The sequence below is a fragment of the Mameliella sp. CS4 genome, from assembly GCF_019392335.1.
GTDB lineage: Bacteria > Pseudomonadota > Alphaproteobacteria > Rhodobacterales > Rhodobacteraceae > Antarctobacter.
The window spans coordinates 146827-164195 of the sequence record NZ_JAHXRQ010000002.1 but is presented as its reverse complement, the minus strand read 5'-3'; the positions used below and the strand labels follow the sequence as shown (position 1 = coordinate 164195).

The window sequence follows — 17369 nt, the reverse complement described above, 5'->3', positions numbered from 1 at the left end:
GATGAGCGGGTCGACAATCGCGCGACGAGGACCCGCCGACATGACCCAGATCATCACCGCCCTTTCCGAAATCTCCGACCGGTACGACGCCTGCTTCGTCGATCTCTGGGGATGCGTCCACAATGGCGTGGAGGCGATCCCCTCGGCCGTTGAGGCACTGCAGGGCTACCGCCAGCGCGGCGGCTGCGTGATCCTCGTGACCAATGCCCCCCGCTCTCGCCATGAGGTTGCCAAGCAGCTGGACCGCTTCGGCGTCCCGCAGGACGCCTGGGACGATATCGCCACCTCGGGCGACAGTGCCCGCGCCGCGATGTTCCGTGGCGCCGTGGGGCGCAAGGTCTGGTTCATGGGGCAGACCTTTGACCATTCCTTTTTCGAGCCGCTCAAGATCATCGAGGATCCGGTCGAGATCGAGCAGGTCGAGCTGGACGAGGCCGAGGGCATCATCTGTTGCGGCCCCTTCGACCCCCATGCCGACCCCGAGGTAAACCGACCGGAGTTCCTCTATGCCAAGCAGAAGGGCCTCAAGCTGCTCTGCGCCAATCCCGATATCGTCGTCGATCGGGGTGAGCGGCGTGAATGGTGTGCGGGGGCACTTGCGAAACTTTATTCCGAGATGGGCGGCGAGAGCCTCTATTTCGGCAAGCCGCATCCACCGATCTACGACCTGGCCCGCCGTCGCCTGGCCGCGCACCGCAAGGGCGTACCGGACGCCGGCATCCTGGCCATCGGGGACGGCGCCCATACCGACATCGACGGCGCGATGGGCGAGGACATCGATTCCCTTTTCATCAGCGGCGGATTGGCACGGGCAGAGACCAAAACGACGCAGCAACCCGATCCCGACGCGCTAAACGCCTATATCGAAAAGGAAATGATCAATCCCAGCTTTTCCATAGGCACGTTACGCTGAGGTAGATTTTGCTTGCCTTTGCTGCAACCGCAAAGTAATAAAATTACCGAAAGCGCGAACAACCCGCGCATTTATTACCGAACGGTTTGCACATGGAGGGCCGGATGTTGGACAATATGCCCCGGGGCACGATCTGCATCGAAGACATCGAAATGGGGATGACCCGGTACCTGCGCAAACAGGTGACCGATCAGGACATCGAGATGTTCGCCGAGGTCTCGACCGACCGGAACCCGGTGCACCTGGACGATGACTATGCCCAGGACACGATCTTTGAGGGCCGGATCGCCCACGGGATGCTGACCGCCGGCCTGATCTCTGCCGTCATCGGCGAGCAACTGCCGGGTCACGGCACGGTCTACATGGGCCAGACGCTGAAATTCCTCGGGCCGGTACGTCCGGGTGACATGGTCTATGCCGAGGTCAAGGTCGTCGACATCGACCACGCAAAGCGCCGTGTCACGCTGGAAACCCATTGCGCGGTGGACGGCAAGAAAGTCCTGATCGGCGAGGCCAAGGTGCTGGCCCCCTCGCGCAAGTTCGACTGATACGCCGGCCTTCGGGCCATGAGACCGCGCCTGGAGCGCCCCGCGTGCCGGACCTATGGTCCGGCACGTTTCATTTTCCGGGAGGGATCGTGATCCGCTGTCTTTCCCTGTGCCACCTGGCAGCCGGGCCGGCAGTCGCCGACTGTTCCACGCCCCACGCCACCTTTGTCCAGTGCCGTATCGAAGGGTCCCCAAAGATCCTGGAGATCTGCGCGGAACAGGACGCCGCCGTCTACCGCTTTGGCCCGCCGGGGCGCCCCGAGATGGAACTTTTCGAACCCTATGCCATGCTCGACCACCAGCCCTGGCCGAGGTCGAACGTCAGCTCGATGCCGACGATACTGCGCGGAACTTTGGCGGTGTGATCGTCTCGAAGGACGGACAGGCCCTCGCCCGGCTCGAATGTGATCCGGACACGGTGACATTCGGTTTTGGAACGGGTTTGTCGGACGGCAAGTCACGGGCCGGATATCGCTGGAGACCCGGAGAGGGTTGGATGCGCTGACTGTGTCCCTGGGCATCAAGGTTCGGCAGGCACGCGTGCCCTTCATCGAATGCGCGTGCGAGACGGAAGCTGCGCAATCTTAACGCGCACGGACGCCGCCGGCGCGGCGGCTTTCAGACAAAATTCAGAAATTCTTCAGGACATGTCCCCAAGGCCGAGCCCAAGGATCGACACCACATTTTTGCGGAGGTCGTTTCATGCTAGAGTTGGTCTTTGTTACATGCCTGATCCTTGATCGTCATCATTGTGAAGAACGGCATGTCCTGTTCCAGGACGTCAGCCTGATGGCCTGCATGCTCCACGGGCAGGCAGAGTTTGCGAATTGGACGAACAGCCACCCGGGTTGGCGGCTGCACAGGTGGAAGTGTGGCATTCACGATCCCCGACAGGCCGACGCATGAGCCGGAACTTACTTCAGCGGGTCAAACCCGAAGCCCGCCGGGATGGTATCGCGCGCCTCCAGAACGAGGTCGGCCAGGACCTCGCCCACCTTGGGCGCCATGCCAAAGCCGATCTTGAACCCGCCATTGGCCACGAAATGCCCGTCACGTCCCGGCCATGCCCCCAGCAGCGGCGCGCGAGAGCGGGCGCGCGGGCGCACGCCGGCCCAACGCTCCAACACGGTGGCGCCGTGCAGGGCGGGCACTGCCGCATAGGCACGGTCGACCAGCGCCTGGCACTGCTCGTCCACCGACACCGGATCGTCGAAATCGCGCTCCGAGGTAGAGCCGACGGCCACGGTCCCATCCGCATGGGGGATGATGTGCAGCCCGTCCACGAAAAGCTGTGGATCGCCCTGCGCCGGATACCGCAGGAGCACCGCCTGCCCCTTCACCCCGTCGCCGATCTTGCGGCCCAGGGCCTCGGTCAGATCGCCGAGGCCCCGCCAGCCGGTCGCCCAGACCACGACGCCTTCGTCCGGCGCCTCTTTCACGATCTCGACGCCAGAAACCTGCAGCGCCGCCACCAGTGCGGCGCAGGCACGGCGCGGACACATGCGGGCGGTCAGCGTATCGCGGATCAGCATGCCCGTGGGGGTGAACGGTGCCAGCCCGGACCGCCCCTCGGCCGGGATCACCTCCCAGTGCGCCCTGCCCTGCCAGAGCGCCCCGGCCCCCTTGGCACGGGCCTCTGCCAGGGCAATGGCCGCCGCATCCGCCAAGGGCTGCAACCGACCGGTGCGGGCGTAGCCGGGGCTGACACCGCCGGTTTCCTCGACCTCGGCCCAGAACGCCTCTGCCATCAGCAGGCTCTCGAGCTGGAACGCTTTCTTCTCGTTCCAGTTCTCGGGCACATGCGGGGCCAGCGCGCCAACGATCCCGCCCGACGACCCGGCCCCGGGACCATAGGGGTCGACCACGCGCACCATCGCGCCCCGCCGCGTGCAGGCCCAGGCCACCGACAGGCCGAATATCCCCGCCCCGCGCACCGTCACCTCGACGCTTGCCATTGCCAGCCCTCCTCGTCAGAACTCGGCCCGTTGATAAGGAAGAATGCCATGCCCGACCAGAGCAGCGATCTGGACTGGCGGGACGAGATCCCGGTCTCGACCCGTTTCGACGATCCCTATTACAGCCTGGAAAACGGGCTGGCTGAAACCGCGCATGTGTTTCTGGCAGGCAACGGGCTGCCGGGCCGGTTCCGCGAGGGGTTCCACATCGCGGAACTGGGCTTTGGCACCGGGCTGAACCTGCTCGCCGCGCTGCGGCTCTGGCGGGCGTCGGGCCAGGGTGGCCGCCTGCATTTCACGACCTTCGAGGCCTTTCCCCTGTCGCCCGCCGAAATGACCCGGGCACAGGCAAGCTTTCCCGAAATCGCCGATCTTGCGACCGAACTGGCGCCACATTGGGGCAGGAAACGCTTTGACCTGGCCGACCTGCGGTTCGAGATGATCGAAGGCGACGCACGCCAGAGCCTGCCGCGCTGGGACGGGCTGGCCGATGCCTGGTTTCTGGACGGTTTCTCTCCCGCCAAGAACCCCGAGCTTTGGGACGCCGAGCTGATGGCCCAGGTTGCCCGGCACATGACCGCGGGCGGCACGGCGGCCACCTACACGGCGGCAGGTCACGTGCGCCGTGCGCTGGCGGATGCGGGGCTTGAGGTCACACGCGCGGCGGGCTATGGCCGGAAACGTCACATGACGACCGCCCTGAAACCATCGCGCTCCGGCTGACCCGCACGGCGGGGCCATCGGGACGGCGAGACCCCGGACATATCGCAATGGCTCAGCAGAACACGCGCCTCGGCATCTGGCTCATGGTGGCCACCACCTTCGTCTTTGCGTTGCAGGATGGCATTTCGCGCCACCTGGCGGCGGAATACAACGTCATGATGGTGGTGATGATCCGCTACTGGTTCTTCGCCGCCTTCGTGCTGACCGTGGCGGGCCGCAAGGCGGGGGGCCTGCGCGCGGCGGCGCAGAGCGCCTTCCCCTGGTTGCAGGTCTTTCGCGGCGCGCTGCTGGTGGTCGAGATCAACGTGATGGTGCTGGCCTTCGTCTTTCTGGGCCTGGTCGAAAGCCACGCGGTCTTTGCCGCCTATCCTCTGCTTGTGGCCGCACTGTCCGGCCCCGTGCTGGGCGAACATGTCGGCTGGCGCCGCTGGACGGCCATCGCGGTGGGCTTTGTCGGGGTCATCATCATCCTGCAACCCTCGGGCGGGGTGTTCTCACCCTATGCGGCAATCCCGCTGCTGGCGGCGCTGATGTTCGCACTCTACGCGCTGCTGACGCGCTACGTGGCCCGAGGCGACAGCTCCGCCACGTCCTTCTTCTACACCGGCGTATCCGGTGTCGTGGTCGCCACGGCGATCGGCGCCTGGTTCTGGGTACCGATGACAGGGCCGGACTGGGCCTGGATGGGTCTGCTGTGCCTGACCGGGGCAGCAGGACACTACCTGATGATCCGCGTCTACGAGGTGGCCGAGGCCAGCGCGGTACAGCCCTTTGCCTACCTGCAACTGGTCTTTGCCAGCACCTTGGGACTAGTCGTCTTTGGCGAGACGCTGCGCTGGAACGTGGTCTTCGGCGCCGCGATGATCGTTGCGGCCGGGCTGTTCACTCTCTGGCGTGCGCGTCAAAAAGACACCTGAGAGTCACCCGAAGCCGTCACCCCTGTTTCTTTGGGCGAAAAAATACCTCCGGGGGTGAATGGACCGAAGGTCCAGAGGGGGCAGAGCCCCCTGCCCCGGCGGCCACACGTCAATCCAGCGTCGCCTTGAGCGTGCCGCCGACCAATTCCTCGCTGAACGGCACCGGATGCGGCGGCTTGCCCAGCCGCGCGCGATAGACCGGCAGGCTCTCGGTGACCCGCATGACGTAGTTGCGGGTCTCGTCGAAGGGGATCATCTCGATCCAGTCGATGATGTCGATGTCGCCCTTGCGCGGGTCGCCAAAGCGTTCCATCCATCCGATCGGTCGACCCGGCCCGGCGTTGTATCCCGCCGCCATCATCACCGCATTGCCGTCGAACCGCTCCGCCAACCCCGCAAGGTAACGCGACCCCAGCTTGGCGTTATAGCCCGGATCGGTCAGCAGCCGGTCAAGATCGTATTCCACGCCCAGCTGGCCAGAAACCAGCTTGGCCGTGCCCGGCATCAGCTGCATGTAGCCACGCGCACCGGCCCCGGAAATCACCCCCGGATCGAATTCGGACTCGCGCCGCGCGATGGACAGCACCAGTTCCTTGGGCACCGGGTATTCGCCCTCTGTCACCTGCGGATCCAGCGCGTAGTAGGGTCCGGGCAACTGGATGCCGAATTGGGCCGCGCGTTTGCCCAGCATGACCTGGATATGCGGACGATTCATCTCCATCAGCATCATGCCCATGCGGCCCATGCCTTCGCGGTCCAGCGACTCGGCCAGGTGGGTCAGGAACCGTTCACCCAGGTTCGTTTCCCCGGCGGCGAGCAAAAGGATTGCCGCCTCAAAGACGCTGGACTTGGTGAAATCGGCCTTGCGCCAGTCGTCAAAGGCATCGTTGCCCGCCAGCGTCGGGTCCGGCGGCAAACCGGCACGTTCCGCCGCCAGCAACCCGTAGAAAGACGTCTGGTACTCGGCCCCCGCCGTATAGGCTTCTTTCGCCTTCTCCGACTCGCCCGCCGCCTCGTAGGCGCGGCCCAGCCAATAGCCGCCGCGTCCGGCGGAAATCGGGGTCCAGACGGCATCGCTGAAATTCTCGAAATGCATCACGGCCAGGTCGGCCCGGTCGAGGAACCGCAGGGCGATAAAACCGGCGATCCACTCCAGCTCGGCAAATTCGCTGCCTTCGACCAGCCAGTGCCGGGCGGCGATCTCGTAGGCTTCGGCATAGGCGCCGGCGCGCATCCGCTCGCGGGCAAGGTCGATCCGCTCCGGCGCCCAGGCCCAAGGCTCGCCCAGGCCCGCCGGGCTGGCCGATTGCGCGCGCAACAGCGCGATGGCGTCCTCTGTGCGCCGCTTGCGCACACGCCACAGGAACCGCTCGTAGGCCAACCCCGGGTGATCGGCCAGATCCTCGGGCACCTTGGCAATCAGCGTGTCCACGCCGGGCGCCGATGTGCGCAGCGCCAGCCGCGCCTGTGCCAGCGCCTGCCAGCCTTCGTCGACAAGACCCATCATCTGGCCCGCGTCCCGGCTCCACCCCTGCCACAGCGCCATGTCCAGACGCGCCTCGTGATGGTCGCGCAGGATCTCACCCCAGGTGATCAGAAAGGCGCGGCGTTCGTCCGAGGTCATCGACAGCGTGCGCCAGGCCAGAACGATATCGGCCTGCGCCGCGCCCTCGTTGCCCTGCGCCATATGCGCCTTGGCCAGGGACAGCGCGCCGCTGCCCGTCTGCGGCAGCGCATCGGCAAAGAAAGTCCGGATCTCGTCCAGAGAGGCCTCGGACATGGTGGGTTCGGATTTTTCGCGCAGGTAGGGCAACCCCGGCCAGTCAGGGTGGCGCGACAGGAAATCCTGCACCTCGCGCGCATCGCCACGGCCCGCCCGCAGCGCGTGCCAGAGGATCACGTCCACCGCCGCCTGCCCGTCGCCCCGTGCCGCGATTCGGGCCGCCGCCCAGTTGCCCTCGCGCATGGACTGCATGGCCTTGGCCAAAGACGCTCCGCGCTCCTGCGCAAAAGCCGGCAGGGCGGTGACGAACAGCAACAACAAGGCAAGGAGACGTGACATCGACTTGCTTTTTCCGTGATGAAAAGGAATAGACGCTTCTTGCAAAGGATACGTCCGGGGCGGGCTCGTGCAACTCACATAGTCGCGGGGTCGGCGGGTTTCCACCGCAAGTCGCACCGGGCCGGACAAATGAAAGGAGCGTGTCATGTTTAAAGGTTCAATGCCTGCCCTGGTCACGCCGTTCAAGGACGGCGCAGTGGATTTCGACATGCTCAAAAAGCTGGTCGAATGGCACATCGAGGAAGGCTCTCACGGGCTGGTTCCCGTGGGCACGACCGGCGAAAGCCCCACGCTGACGCACCGCGAACACGAAGAAGTCATCGCCTGCGTGGTCAAGGCGGTCGCGGGCCGCATACCGGTGATCGCCGGGGCCGGGTCGAACAATACCGACGAGGCGATCCGCTTTACCGAATATGCTGCCAAGGTCGGCGCCGATGGCGCGCTGGTGGTGACGCCCTATTACAACAAGCCGACCCAAGCCGGTCTGATCGCGCATTTCAAGGCGGTGCACGACTGCGCCGACATCCCGATCATCATCTACAACATCCCCGGGCGTTCGGTCGTGGACATGTCGCCGGACACGATGGGGGAACTGGCCAAGCTGCCGCGCATCGTCGGCGTCAAGGATGCCACCGGCGACCTGGCCCGCGTCTGCCAGCAGCGCATTTCCTGCGGGCAGGATTTCCTGCAGATCTCGGGCGAGGATGCCACCGCGCACGGGTTCAACGCCCAGGGCGGCGTCGGCTGTATTTCCGTCACCGCGAACGCGGCACCCCGCCTCTGCGCAGAGCTGCAAGAGGCCTGTCTGGCCGGGGACTACGGCAAGGCGCTGGAAATCCAGGACCGGCTGATGCCTCTGCACCAGGCGATCTTTACCGAGCCGGGCCTCTGCGGCGCCAAATATGCCATGTCGCGGCTGGGTCTGGGCTCGGACGAGGTGCGTCTGCCGCTGGTGCCGCTGACCGAAGGGACACGCGCCAAGGTGGACAGCGCCCTGCGCCACGCGGGCCTGATGAACTGAGCCGACTTCGCTCTCGAAACAAAAAAGAAAGGGCTGGGAACACTACGTTTCCCAGCCCTTTTTCTATGGCAGGTATAGCGCTACTGCCCCACGGTCGCCTCCAGCCCCTCGGGCTGGCCGACCACGACAAAGCGCAGGTCCTCGGGTTTCATCAACTCACCCGCCACGCGCTTGACGTCTTCCAGCGTGACTGCCTCGATCTTGGCGTTGCGCGTCGTGATGTAGTCGGGCGACAGGTCGTCCATCTGCATCCCCACGAGGATCCGCGCAATCGGCGCGTTGCCGTCGAACCGTAGCGGATAGGCGCCGGTCAGGTAGGTCTTGGCGCGCTCCAGCTCCTCGGGCGTCGCACCCTCACTCGCCATCTTGGTCCATTCATCGCGGATCACGTCTACAGTCTCGGCGATACGATCATTGGCAGAGGCCACGCGGCCCAGCATCAGTTCGGCGTGCTCGCGCGGCGAGAGGTAGGAATAGACGCCGTATGTCAGGCCCCGCTTTTCACGCACCTCGTTCATCAGCCGCGCCTCGAACCCGCCGCCGCCAAAGATCGTGTTCAGCACGTAGGCGGCAAAGAAATCGGGATCGTCCCGCTTCATCCCCTTGTGGCCAAAGATCGCCACCGATTGCGGGGTGTCAAAGGGGACAACGGTCACACCGGCCTCGGTCTGCACCTCCACGTCGGCGGGCTGCGGCGCGCCGGTTTCGGGCAGGTCCGAAAACAGCTTGTCCAGCAACGCGCCCAGTTCCTCGGCGCTGATGTCGCCTGCGGCGCCGACATAGATCCGGTCCTGGGCCAGCGCGGCACGATGGGCGTCGACGATATCGGCCCGGGTCAGGGCCGTGACGCTTTCCACGGTGCCGTTCTGGTTGGTCCCGTAGGGATGATCGCCAAAGACCAGCCCGTAAAAGGCATCGCCCACGATCTCGTCCGGGTCGGTGGCGTCGGACCGGATGCCGGACAGCACCTGATCGCGGACGCGTTCGATGGCGACCTCGTCGAAACGGGGCGAGACCAGCGAGGACCGCAGCAGGTCAACGGCCTCGTCCCGCGTTTCGGTCAGGAACTTGGCCGAAACGCTGACCGTGTCGTCACCCACGTCATAGCGGAACTGCGCCGCGATCCCGTCGCGCGCCTCGGCAAATCCGCGCGCGTCCAGGTCTTCGGCGCCCTCTTCAAGCAGGCCGACCATCAGGTTGGTCGCCCCGCGTTTGCCCTGCGCATCCAGAGAGGCCCCGCCCAGAAACCGGATTTCCAACGCGACGAAGGGAATCGATGGCTCCTCGACCAGCCAGGCCTTGAAACCGCCGGGGCTGGTCACTTCCTGGATCTCGATCTCGGCATGAGCGGCGAAACCGGCACAGATCATGCCGAAGGCAAGGACAAAGCGGCGGATCATTGGGTCACCTCCTGCTGCGGGGTCTGTGCGTCCGGTGCCATCAGGTAACCGGTCACGGATTGGCGGCGGTCGAACACCTTTTGCGCGGCCGCGACGATGTCCTCGCCCGTCACGGCCTGTAGCACGTCGGGCCAGTCCTGCACGTCGTCGACAGTCAGGCCGGTGGTCAGCGCATTGCCATAGCGGCGCGCGATGCTGGCGGGATTGTCCAGCGCGTAGATCTGGGATGCCTTGATCTGGAACTTGATCCGGTCAAGCTGGTCGGCGTCGATGCCCTCCGCGATCACCTCGGCCAGCACTTCTTCAAGCGCGGCTTCTGCCTTTTCGAGGCTGACACCCGGAGCCGGCACAACCACCAGCGTAAAGCTGGAGGCGTCCAGCGTGGTGTCGTCGTAATAGGCGTCGGTATAGACTGCGACCCGGCTTTCGAACTGCAGTTTCTGGGTCAGGACAGAGGTCTGCCCTCCACCAAGAACCTGGGACAGGATGGCCAGCGCCGCCGCCTCCTGCTGGGCGCCACTTGTCCGGGCCGGGGCAAGATAGCTGCGGGTGACATAGGGCTGCGACACGCGCGGGTCGGTATAGGTCATCCGCCGTTCCGACAGGTGTCGGGGTTCGGTCGGACGGGCGCGATCGCCGAGGTCGGGATTGGCGGGAAGCGGGCCGTAGTGCTCTTTGGCCAGGGTGCGCACCTCTTCGGGGGTCACGTCCCCGGCGACGACCAGGATGGCGTTGTTGGGCGCATAGAACTGGCGGTAGTAGGCCAGTGCATCGTCCAGGTCCAACTGCTCCATCTCGTGTCGCCAGCCGATCACCGGCGTGCCATAGGGATGATTGAGGTAGAGCGCGGCGTTCTTTTGTTCACGGAACAGCGCGCCGGGGCTGTTCTCTACCCGCATGTTGCGCTCTTCGATGATGACCTCGCGCTCGGTCAGGATATCCGCTTCGGAGAGCCGCAGGTTCACCATGCGGTCGGCTTCCATCTTCATCATCAGGCCCAGCCGGTCGGCGGCGACGCGCTGGTGATAGGCGGTGGTGTCGAAGCTGGTAAAGGCGTTGTCCGATCCACCGTTTGCGGCGACGGTTGCGCTGAATTCCCCCGGGGCCAATGTGTCGGTGCCCTTGAACAGCAGGTGTTCCAGGAAATGCGCCACCCCCGAAGCGCCGGGGCGTTCATCTGCAGATCCCGCGCGGTACCAGACCATGTGCACCACGACCGGGGCACGATGGTCCTCGATCACGACAACGTCCATGCCGTTGTCCAGCGCAAAGGTCGATACCTTGCCCGCCTCCTGGGCGGAGACGGCGACAGGCGCGGTCAGCGATAGGGCGAAAGCGAATAACAGGGTCAGTCGGCGCATGCGGCATCCTCTGGTTTTCCGGATGTCGCATTAGGTACGCGCGGCGGCGGCAACTTCAAGCCGGAGTGACAGTCTCGTGACCGGCGCGCGCGGCGCAGGTCACTCTTTGGGCGGCGCCGCCGGAGTCTTGGCCCCGGCACGGCGGTAGACACGCAACCAACGGTAGGGGTCCAGCGTTTCTCGCCTGTAGGCGCGGTAATAGTCGTCCTGCGGCACGATCGACCAGTTGAAGATCGACTTGGAGCGGCGGAATTTCGCGTCCTTTTGGGCCAGTTCCTGGCGCACGCCGGGGTCGCGGCCAAAGCGGCTGGCCCGCTGGATCAGAGCAGTGTCGCCCGCCGGAACACCCGGCCCGCTGGCCACCAGGCGCGACGGATTGCCACCCAATGCGGCAACGGCGTCGGACTTGGGTGTCTGGTCGGTCCGGTTGGCACCACCCGGTGTCGGCGGCGGCAGCTGGGCATAGCTTTCGGGCTGAACCAGCGGCTTGTTCGGAACGATGGCAAATTCCTCGGGCTGCGCACTGTTGGTGCGCAGATCGTGAAGGGGTTTGTCACGGTCGATCACCGAACAGGAGGCGATGCCCGCTAGGCCAAGGATTGCAACAAGATGCGCACGCCGCATCGCTTCCCTCCGAATTCCGAGTTTCGCCAGCCTTACCCCATCTCGCAAGCGGCGTCACGGGGCCTTTTTGCGCGAGGGAAAAAGGATCAGCCCGAATGCGCCGATAAAGATCGCGATGTCCGCGACGTTGAAGGCATAGGGGTTTTCGATGCCGCAACAGGACATGTTCAAAAAGTCCGCCACCGCACCGTAGACCAGCCTGTCGATCACGTTGCCCAGCGCCCCGCCGATCAGGAATCCGGCCGAGATCAGCCCCATGACGCCCGGAGGATCGCGGCGCATCCAGACCACGACAAACAGGATGATGCCCAGTGCGACAGAGATCAGGATCCAGCGAGTCGCCGCCGCATCGCCCGAGAAGAGGCCGAAATTGACACCGTAATTCCAGGCCATGCGGAGATTGAGGTAAGGCGGCAGGACCTCGATGGCCAGCTTGTTGGCAAGTCCCATGACATGCACCACCAGGTACTTCGTCACCTGGTCCAGCAGGAAGATCGCCAGTGTCACCCAGAACACCAGCTTCAACCCGCCCGACGCCTCTTTACCTGCTGCAGCCAGAACCGCCTCCTGCTTTTGTCGCCCGCAGACCTAGTGGGCGGAAACCGGGCGCGCAAGCGGCTTTGCCGTCCCGCGCCCGGCACCATGTTTCTTCTTGGTCCAAATACCCTGGGGGAGGCGCCGCAGGCGACGGGGGTCATGCTGAAAGCATGCCTCCGGCATGGCGCCCCCATCCTACTTCAGTGGCGGAAATGACGCATGCCGGTAAAGACCATCGCCAGGCCGGCCTCGTCGGCCGCGGCGATCACCTCGTCGTCCCGCATCGACCCGCCGGGCTGAATCACGCAGCTTGCACCAGCCGCCGCCGCCTCCATCAGACCATCGGGGAAGGGAAAGAACGCGTCAGAGGCCACGGCGGACCCTTGCGTCAGCGGCGCGGGCAGGCCCAGCGCCTCGGCCATGCGCTCGGACTTCTTGGCCGCGATCAGCGCCGAATCGACCCGGCTCATCTGGCCCGCGCCGACGCCCACGGTGGCAAGGTCCTTGACGTAAACGATGGCATTGGACTTGACGTGTTTCGCGACCTTCCAGGCGAACAGCAGGTCCTGCATCTGCGCCTCCGTCGGGGCGACTTTCGTCACCACCTTCAGGTCGTCCAGCGCGCGGGCGCCGTTGTCGCGGTCCTGCACCAGGAGGCCACCCGCAACCTGCCGCCAGGCCAGACCAGCAGAGGCCGGGTTGGCAAGGCCGGGCGCCAGGATCAGGCGCAGGTTCTTCTTTTTCGCGAAGATGTCCTTGGCGTCGTAATGGATGGCGGGGGCGATCACGACTTCGGTGAATATCTCGGAAATCGCCTCGGCTGTCTCGCCGTCCAGCTCTCCGTTCAGCGCCACGATCCCGCCAAAGGCCGAGGTGCGGTCACAGTCGAAGGCCTTCTGATAGGCCTCCTTCATGGTTGCGCCGCGCGCCACGCCCGAGGGGTTGGCGTGCTTGATGATGGCACAGGCCGGGCCGTCGCCCGGCAGGAATTCCGACACCAGCTCAAATGCCGCGTCGGTGTCGTTGATGTTGTTGTAGCTCAGCTCCTTGCCCTGCAGCTGTTCCGCCGTGGCCACGCCCGGACGCATCGAGCCGTCGGTATAAAAGGCCGCGTTCTGGTGCGGGTTCTCGCCGTAGCGCAGGCTTTGCGCCAGCGTGCCGGCAAAGACCCGGCGGCGCGGGGTCGCCTCGCCGATTGCGGCGGCCATCCAGGTGCTGACGGCGGCATCATAGGCGCCGGTGCGGGCATAGGCGATCTGCGCCTGCCGCTTGCGGAATTCGATGGAGGTCAAACCGTCGTTTGCGTCAAGCTCTGCCAGCAATGCGTCGTAGTCCTCGACGTCCACGATGGTGGTGACAAAAGCATGGTTCTTGGCCGCCGCGCGGATCATCGCGGGGCCGCCGATGTCGATGTTCTCGATGCAGGTGTCATAGTCGGCACCCTTGGCCACCGTTTCCTCGAAGGGGTAGAGGTTCACGACCAGCAGGTCGATCGGGACAATTCCGTGCTCGGCCATCGCCGCCGTGTGCATCCCGTTGTCACGCAGTGCCAGCAGCCCGCCGTGCACCTTGGGGTGCAGCGTCTTGACCCGCCCGTCCATCATTTCCGGAAAACCGGTGAGGTCGGCCACGTCCCGCACCTTTAAACCCGCGTCGCGCAGCGCCTTGGCAGAGCCGCCGGTCGAGAGCAATTCCACTCCCTTTTCGGCCAGCGCGCGGCCCAGGTCGGTCAGGCCGGTCTTGTCGGAAACGGAAAGCAGCGCGCGGCGCACGGGCTGAAGGTCGGACATGGAGGATCCCCTCGGAAGGTCGTTCTATTGCGGCAAGAGACCGTGTCAGGCGGTCTCGTCCACCTCGTCGCGGGCAAGGTCACGGACGGCAAGGGCCGTCTCCTGTGCCTTGGCCAAAGACCAGCGGACGCGCGTCGCATACTGCATCGCGCGACCGGATAAAACGACCTGCTTCGTCGCACGCGGCTGCAATCGGCCCTTTTCCAGGTAAACCGAGGGGTCAAGCGCCATGTCGACCGCCCCGTCAAACCGGAACACCCAGATTTCGCCCGAGCGCAGCGCCATCGAGACGGCGGTGCCCCCCATGTCCAGCGCCACGTCGACTTCGGGATGCAGGTGAAAGCGGATCTCGAAAGGAAGGCCCGCCAGTTTCATCGAATCCATCGCCCGGTCAAAGCGTTTCTTGGACGGTACATCGAGGGCGACGAGGTAATCCTCTCCCTTCAGGCTGCGCCCGTCCAGCGACAGTTCCAGGCTGCGCGCATGGGTCAGCCCCTGCACGGTGACATAACCATCATGCCCGCCCTCGAACCGAAGGCTGTCGGGCAGGTGGCTCATCTGTACCGGGACGTGGCGCGGCGCGTCTTCCAGCAGTTCGCGTCGGGCCTCGCCGATCCAGCGCGGCGCCCCCAGCCGAGCCGAGGAATACCCTTGCAGGCAAAGCGTGGAATGCGACGGCGTCGCGCGGCCCGCGCGGCGCCATTCCTCGCCAAAGCCGCCGCCGGAGCCGCAGTTGACGATCACGGGTCGCCGCCCCGAGGTCAGTTCGAACGCGAGGGTCGAGGCATGGGCACGGGCAGAGGCCGCGCCCGCAGGCGGCGGCGCCGCATCGACGATGATGGACGTCCGCATGGCCGAAAGTCGGGCAAACCCCATCGCCAGCCCGTCCGCCTGCCGTTTCTTGTTGCCCGAGGCCGCAAGCGCACGATCCAGCCGCCCTTCCAATCCTCGCCCACCGCCGTGAAACCGCGCGAGCCCACCATCGGCATGGCGCAGGGTTCGCAGCGTCGGCGCGATCCGACCGATCGCTTCAACATGTCGTGGATCGGGGTCGAGGTCGGCCTCCTGCAGCGCCTGCTGCGCCCAGGTCAGCAGGGTAAAGACCTCCAGCAGTTCCTCGGGGTTGCGGGTGGGAATGCCGCCCTGCGCATTGACCTGTTTGGCGCAGTCGCTGCCCAGCGCCTCACGCGCCGGGGCCACGTGCGCCTCCATCCCCTGCAGGGAAAGGCCCGCGTACAGCAGTCCGGTCATTGCCTCGAACCGCGCCAGCCCGGGTGCGGCCACATGGGCGCGCTTGGCCAGGAACAGCGTCTGCGCGGCCAGGGCAGAATAGAACCCTTCGCTGTCATCCGCCTTGCGCCCGCGCAGCAGGAACAACGCATGGTGAATCCAGCGGATCACGCGCCGCCCGGTCAGCTCCGGCGTCCAGCCCGGCCCCCGGCCCTTGCCATAACGGCGTATCCATTCCCAGAGCCAGGCCTGCGCCATCGCGCGCGCCTTGGCGTCGCCCACGGCCGCCAGGTCATCGAGCCAGCCGAAGCCGTGGATTTCTTCCTCAAAAGCGGGATCGGGCGGGTCGATGGCCCAGATCGACCGCCCCTCGGCCTGCACCAGGTGGCCTGCGAACATCAGGTTCCCAGCCAGCATCTGCCGACCACGGGCAACAAACCCCACGGTGCGCGGTTCAGGCTGAGACACAAAGCCCTCGGCCGGACGGGCACTGGCCGACATGCGTGCCTGCATGCGGTTCATGATCCGCGCATGCGCGGTTCGCCAGTTTCGCGCCGTGGACATGGGCCGGTTGCTCTGCGATCTGCCTCGGGTCGCCCGTTTCGGGCTTGTTTGTGGCAGGATACATCGCTCCCCGGCGGAAGTCACCACAGAGTTAACCGCGCGTGAGGACCGCCATGAAGAAGCCGTCCATGCCGCCCCTGGACGCCCAATAATCGGGCCGCAGCCGCAACCCGCCTTCCTCGGACCGCCAGCGATCCTCGATCCAGGACGCTTCGGGCGGGACCACCTTCAGCTCCGGATGGCGGGTCAGCGCCTCGTCCACCTGGCATTCGCCCTCGTCCGGGATCAGCGAGCAGGTGGCATAAACCAGCCGACCACCGGGTTTGAGCAGGCGCAAGGCATGGTCCAGCATCGCCTCCTGCAGCCCGATCAGTTCGCTGATGCGCTCGCCCTCATGGGCGTGTGGCAGGTCGGGGTGCCGCCGGATTGTGCCCGTGGCGGAACAGGGCGCATCCAGCAGGATCGCGTCGTATTCGCCCACGTGCTCCAGCGCGTCCCCGGCCACCAGTGTGGCCGCCAGACCGGTGCGGTCGAGGTTTTCCTGAACGCGTTTCAACCGTGTCTCGGACAGGTCCAACGCCGTGACCTCGGCCCCGGCCGCCGCCAGTTGCAGGGTCTTTCCCCCCGGGGCCGCGCACATGTCCAGCACCCGCTGCCCCGCCACATCCCCCAGCAGTTTCGCGGGCAGCGCGGCGGCGGCATCCTGCACCCACCAATCCCCTTCGGAAAACCCCGGCAGGGCGCTGACCTGTCCCGCATCGCGCAGACGCACCGACCCGGTGGGCAGCATCTCGCCGCCCAGAGCCGAAAGGTCCGCGCCCGGTTTCGGTGTCAGGTCCAGCGGGGCGCCTTCGAAATGCACCCGCTCCATGTTGGCCACGGCCTGCGGCCCCCAGGCCTCGACCAGGGGAGAGCGCAGCCATTTCGGCAGGCGCGGGATACGCAGCTTGCCCCAGGCCTCGGGTCCCTCGTCGGCCAGCTTGCGCAAAACCGCGTTGACCAGCCCGCGCGCGCCCTGCGTGCGCTTGCCCGCGGCGGCGATCTCGACACAGTCGCTGACCACCCCATGCGCGGCCCCGCCAAGGCACAGCTCCACGGCACCCAGCCGCAGGATGTTGAGGACCCGCGGCACCGGTGCCTTGCGCAGGTGCGGTTTCAGCAACCTGTCGGCCCGTTCCATCCCGCGCAGCGTCTGCGTGGCCAGCCGCTGTGCGGCCGCGCGGTCCGAGGGCGCCAGCATCTCCAGCCGGTCGCTTTCGGACAGTGGGCGCCCCTGCGTCAGAACCTGGTCCAGCAGGTCGACGGCGGCAAGACGGGCCGGGCTGGGGGCTTTGGACATGGGCGATCTCCGGAACGGCGGTTGGGGGCGGGGTTGCCCGACAGACCGGCGGGCGTATATCAAGCGGCACCAGACGAGGAAAGCCCATGTCCGAGACCGATCCCAAGATCGACAGGCCCGATCTCCCCCCCGCCGCACAGCGCGCGCTGGCCGAGGCCGCCGAACGCCGCGCCAAAGCCGAGGCCGCAGCGCAGGCGCTGCCCCCCGAACTGGGCGGTCGCGATGGCCCCGAACCCGTGCGCTACGGCGACTGGGAGAAAAAGGGCCTCGCCATCGACTTCTGACCCCTGCCTTCCCCGGGGACCCGCTGGAATTTGCCTCGGAGCCGCCGTCGCTTGAGTGCAAGACGGACAGGGATGGGGCAGCGGATCAAGGGAAATCGCCG

16 protein-coding genes are annotated in these 17369 nt (G+C 65.9%); 7 read left to right on the top strand and 9 right to left on the bottom strand.

The features are described 5' to 3' along the window. The first annotated feature begins 40 nt into the window (after positions 1 to 40). The 3 genes from KZZ07_RS04085 (at position 41) to KZZ07_RS04075 (ending at position 1826) form a co-directional block, all read left to right on the top strand. Complete coding sequence (locus tag KZZ07_RS04085; protein ID WP_219512428.1) at positions 41 to 913, top strand: TIGR01459 family HAD-type hydrolase; 873 nt, start codon at positions 41 to 43, stop codon at positions 911 to 913. Positions 914 to 1017: 104 nt separating this feature from the next. Beyond that, a complete protein-coding gene (locus KZZ07_RS04080) occupies positions 1018 to 1461 on the top strand; it encodes a MaoC family dehydratase (protein ID WP_219512427.1) in 444 nt (147 codons plus the stop codon). An 89-nt stretch (positions 1462 to 1550) separates the two neighbouring features. Beyond that, a complete protein-coding gene (locus KZZ07_RS04075) occupies positions 1551 to 1826 on the top strand; it encodes a hypothetical protein (protein ID WP_219512426.1) in 276 nt (91 codons plus the stop codon). A 549-nt stretch (positions 1827 to 2375) separates the two neighbouring features. Here KZZ07_RS04075 and KZZ07_RS04070 read toward each other — a convergent pair. After that, positions 2376 to 3416, bottom strand: coding sequence for an NAD(P)/FAD-dependent oxidoreductase (locus KZZ07_RS04070; RefSeq protein WP_219512425.1), 1041 nt, complete (start codon positions 3414 to 3416; stop codon positions 2376 to 2378). Between the two features lie 48 nt (positions 3417 to 3464). Between KZZ07_RS04070 and mnmC2 the strand changes: the two genes are divergently transcribed. Beyond that, the gene (gene mnmC2, locus KZZ07_RS04065; RefSeq protein ID WP_219512423.1) at positions 3465 to 4139 is read left to right on the top strand and encodes a tRNA (5-methylaminomethyl-2-thiouridine)(34)-methyltransferase MnmC2; all 675 of its coding nucleotides are present in this window, start codon (positions 3465 to 3467) and stop codon (positions 4137 to 4139) included. A gap of 47 nt (positions 4140 to 4186) precedes the next feature. Next, on the top strand, positions 4187 to 5056 hold the full coding sequence (locus KZZ07_RS04060; protein ID WP_219512421.1) for a DMT family transporter: 870 nt from the start codon (positions 4187 to 4189) through the stop codon (positions 5054 to 5056). 109 nt (positions 5057 to 5165) lie between these two features. Here KZZ07_RS04060 and KZZ07_RS04055 read toward each other — a convergent pair whose 3' ends face one another. Beyond that, positions 5166 to 7118, bottom strand: coding sequence for a lytic transglycosylase domain-containing protein (locus tag KZZ07_RS04055; RefSeq protein ID WP_219512420.1), 1953 nt, complete (start codon positions 7116 to 7118; stop codon positions 5166 to 5168). Between the two features lie 145 nt (positions 7119 to 7263). Here KZZ07_RS04055 and dapA point away from each other — a divergent pair, with 145 nt between their 5' ends. After that, positions 7264 to 8139, top strand: a complete 876-nt coding sequence (gene dapA / locus KZZ07_RS04050; RefSeq protein ID WP_219512419.1) for a 4-hydroxy-tetrahydrodipicolinate synthase — start codon at positions 7264 to 7266, stop codon at positions 8137 to 8139. An 80-nt stretch (positions 8140 to 8219) separates the two neighbouring features. On the opposite strand, the gene KZZ07_RS04045 is transcribed toward dapA, so the two are convergent. The 7 genes from KZZ07_RS04045 to KZZ07_RS04015 form a co-directional block, all read right to left on the bottom strand. Next, entirely contained in the window at positions 8220 to 9539 is a 1320-nt protein-coding gene (locus tag KZZ07_RS04045) for a M16 family metallopeptidase (RefSeq protein WP_219512418.1), read from the bottom strand. After that, positions 9536 to 10900, bottom strand: coding sequence for a M16 family metallopeptidase (locus KZZ07_RS04040; RefSeq protein ID WP_219512417.1), 1365 nt, complete (start codon positions 10898 to 10900; stop codon positions 9536 to 9538). The genes KZZ07_RS04045 and KZZ07_RS04040 overlap by 4 nt, the downstream gene beginning before the upstream one ends. 99 nt (positions 10901 to 10999) lie before the next feature. Continuing rightward, entirely contained in the window at positions 11000 to 11524 is a 525-nt protein-coding gene (locus KZZ07_RS04035; protein ID WP_219512416.1) for a DUF3035 domain-containing protein, read from the bottom strand. A gap of 54 nt (positions 11525 to 11578) precedes the next feature. Next, positions 11579 to 12049, bottom strand: a complete 471-nt coding sequence (gene lspA / locus KZZ07_RS04030; protein WP_219512415.1) for a signal peptidase II — start codon at positions 12047 to 12049, stop codon at positions 11579 to 11581. Between the two features lie 212 nt (positions 12050 to 12261). Then, positions 12262 to 13851, bottom strand: a complete 1590-nt coding sequence (gene purH / locus KZZ07_RS04025) for a bifunctional phosphoribosylaminoimidazolecarboxamide formyltransferase/IMP cyclohydrolase (RefSeq protein ID WP_219512413.1) — start codon at positions 13849 to 13851, stop codon at positions 12262 to 12264. 45 nt (positions 13852 to 13896) lie between these two features. Further along, entirely contained in the window at positions 13897 to 15645 is a 1749-nt protein-coding gene (locus KZZ07_RS04020) for a heparinase II/III family protein (RefSeq protein WP_219512412.1), read from the bottom strand. Between the two features lie 91 nt (positions 15646 to 15736). Further along, the gene (locus tag KZZ07_RS04015) at positions 15737 to 16984 is read right to left on the bottom strand and encodes an RsmB/NOP family class I SAM-dependent RNA methyltransferase (protein ID WP_219512411.1); all 1248 of its coding nucleotides are present in this window, start codon (positions 16982 to 16984) and stop codon (positions 15737 to 15739) included. Between the two features lie 86 nt (positions 16985 to 17070). Here KZZ07_RS04015 and KZZ07_RS04010 point away from each other — a divergent pair, with 86 nt between their 5' ends. Then, entirely contained in the window at positions 17071 to 17268 is a 198-nt protein-coding gene (locus KZZ07_RS04010; RefSeq protein ID WP_219512410.1) for a DUF1674 domain-containing protein, read from the top strand. Positions 17269 to 17369: the final 101 nt, after the last annotated feature.

What these genes read in the sequence shown, in the direction of transcription:
- dapA (WP_219512419.1), top strand. Translation starts at nt 7,264, where the DNA reads ATGTTTAAAGGTTCAATGCCTGCCCTGGTCACGCCGTTCAAGGACGGC.
- KZZ07_RS04040 (WP_219512417.1), bottom strand. Translation starts at nt 10,900, where the DNA reads ATGCGCCGACTGACCCTGTTATTCGCTTTCGCCCTATCGCTGACCGCG.
- KZZ07_RS04035 (WP_219512416.1), bottom strand. Translation starts at nt 11,524, where the DNA reads ATGCGGCGTGCGCATCTTGTTGCAATCCTTGGCCTAGCGGGCATCGCC.
- KZZ07_RS04060 (WP_219512421.1), top strand. Translation starts at nt 4,187, where the DNA reads ATGGCTCAGCAGAACACGCGCCTCGGCATCTGGCTCATGGTGGCCACC.
- KZZ07_RS04055 (WP_219512420.1), bottom strand. Translation starts at nt 7,118, where the DNA reads ATGTCACGTCTCCTTGCCTTGTTGTTGCTGTTCGTCACCGCCCTGCCG.
- mnmC2 (WP_219512423.1), top strand. Translation starts at nt 3,465, where the DNA reads ATGCCCGACCAGAGCAGCGATCTGGACTGGCGGGACGAGATCCCGGTC.
- KZZ07_RS04070 (WP_219512425.1), bottom strand. Translation starts at nt 3,416, where the DNA reads ATGGCAAGCGTCGAGGTGACGGTGCGCGGGGCGGGGATATTCGGCCTG.
- KZZ07_RS04020 (WP_219512412.1), bottom strand. Translation starts at nt 15,645, where the DNA reads ATGTCCACGGCGCGAAACTGGCGAACCGCGCATGCGCGGATCATGAAC.
- KZZ07_RS04010 (WP_219512410.1), top strand. Translation starts at nt 17,071, where the DNA reads ATGTCCGAGACCGATCCCAAGATCGACAGGCCCGATCTCCCCCCCGCC.
- KZZ07_RS04045 (WP_219512418.1), bottom strand. Translation starts at nt 9,539, where the DNA reads ATGATCCGCCGCTTTGTCCTTGCCTTCGGCATGATCTGTGCCGGTTTC.
- KZZ07_RS04015 (WP_219512411.1), bottom strand. Translation starts at nt 16,984, where the DNA reads ATGTCCAAAGCCCCCAGCCCGGCCCGTCTTGCCGCCGTCGACCTGCTG.
- purH (WP_219512413.1), bottom strand. Translation starts at nt 13,851, where the DNA reads ATGTCCGACCTTCAGCCCGTGCGCCGCGCGCTGCTTTCCGTTTCCGAC.
- KZZ07_RS04080 (WP_219512427.1), top strand. Translation starts at nt 1,018, where the DNA reads ATGTTGGACAATATGCCCCGGGGCACGATCTGCATCGAAGACATCGAA.
- KZZ07_RS04085 (WP_219512428.1), top strand. Translation starts at nt 41, where the DNA reads ATGACCCAGATCATCACCGCCCTTTCCGAAATCTCCGACCGGTACGAC.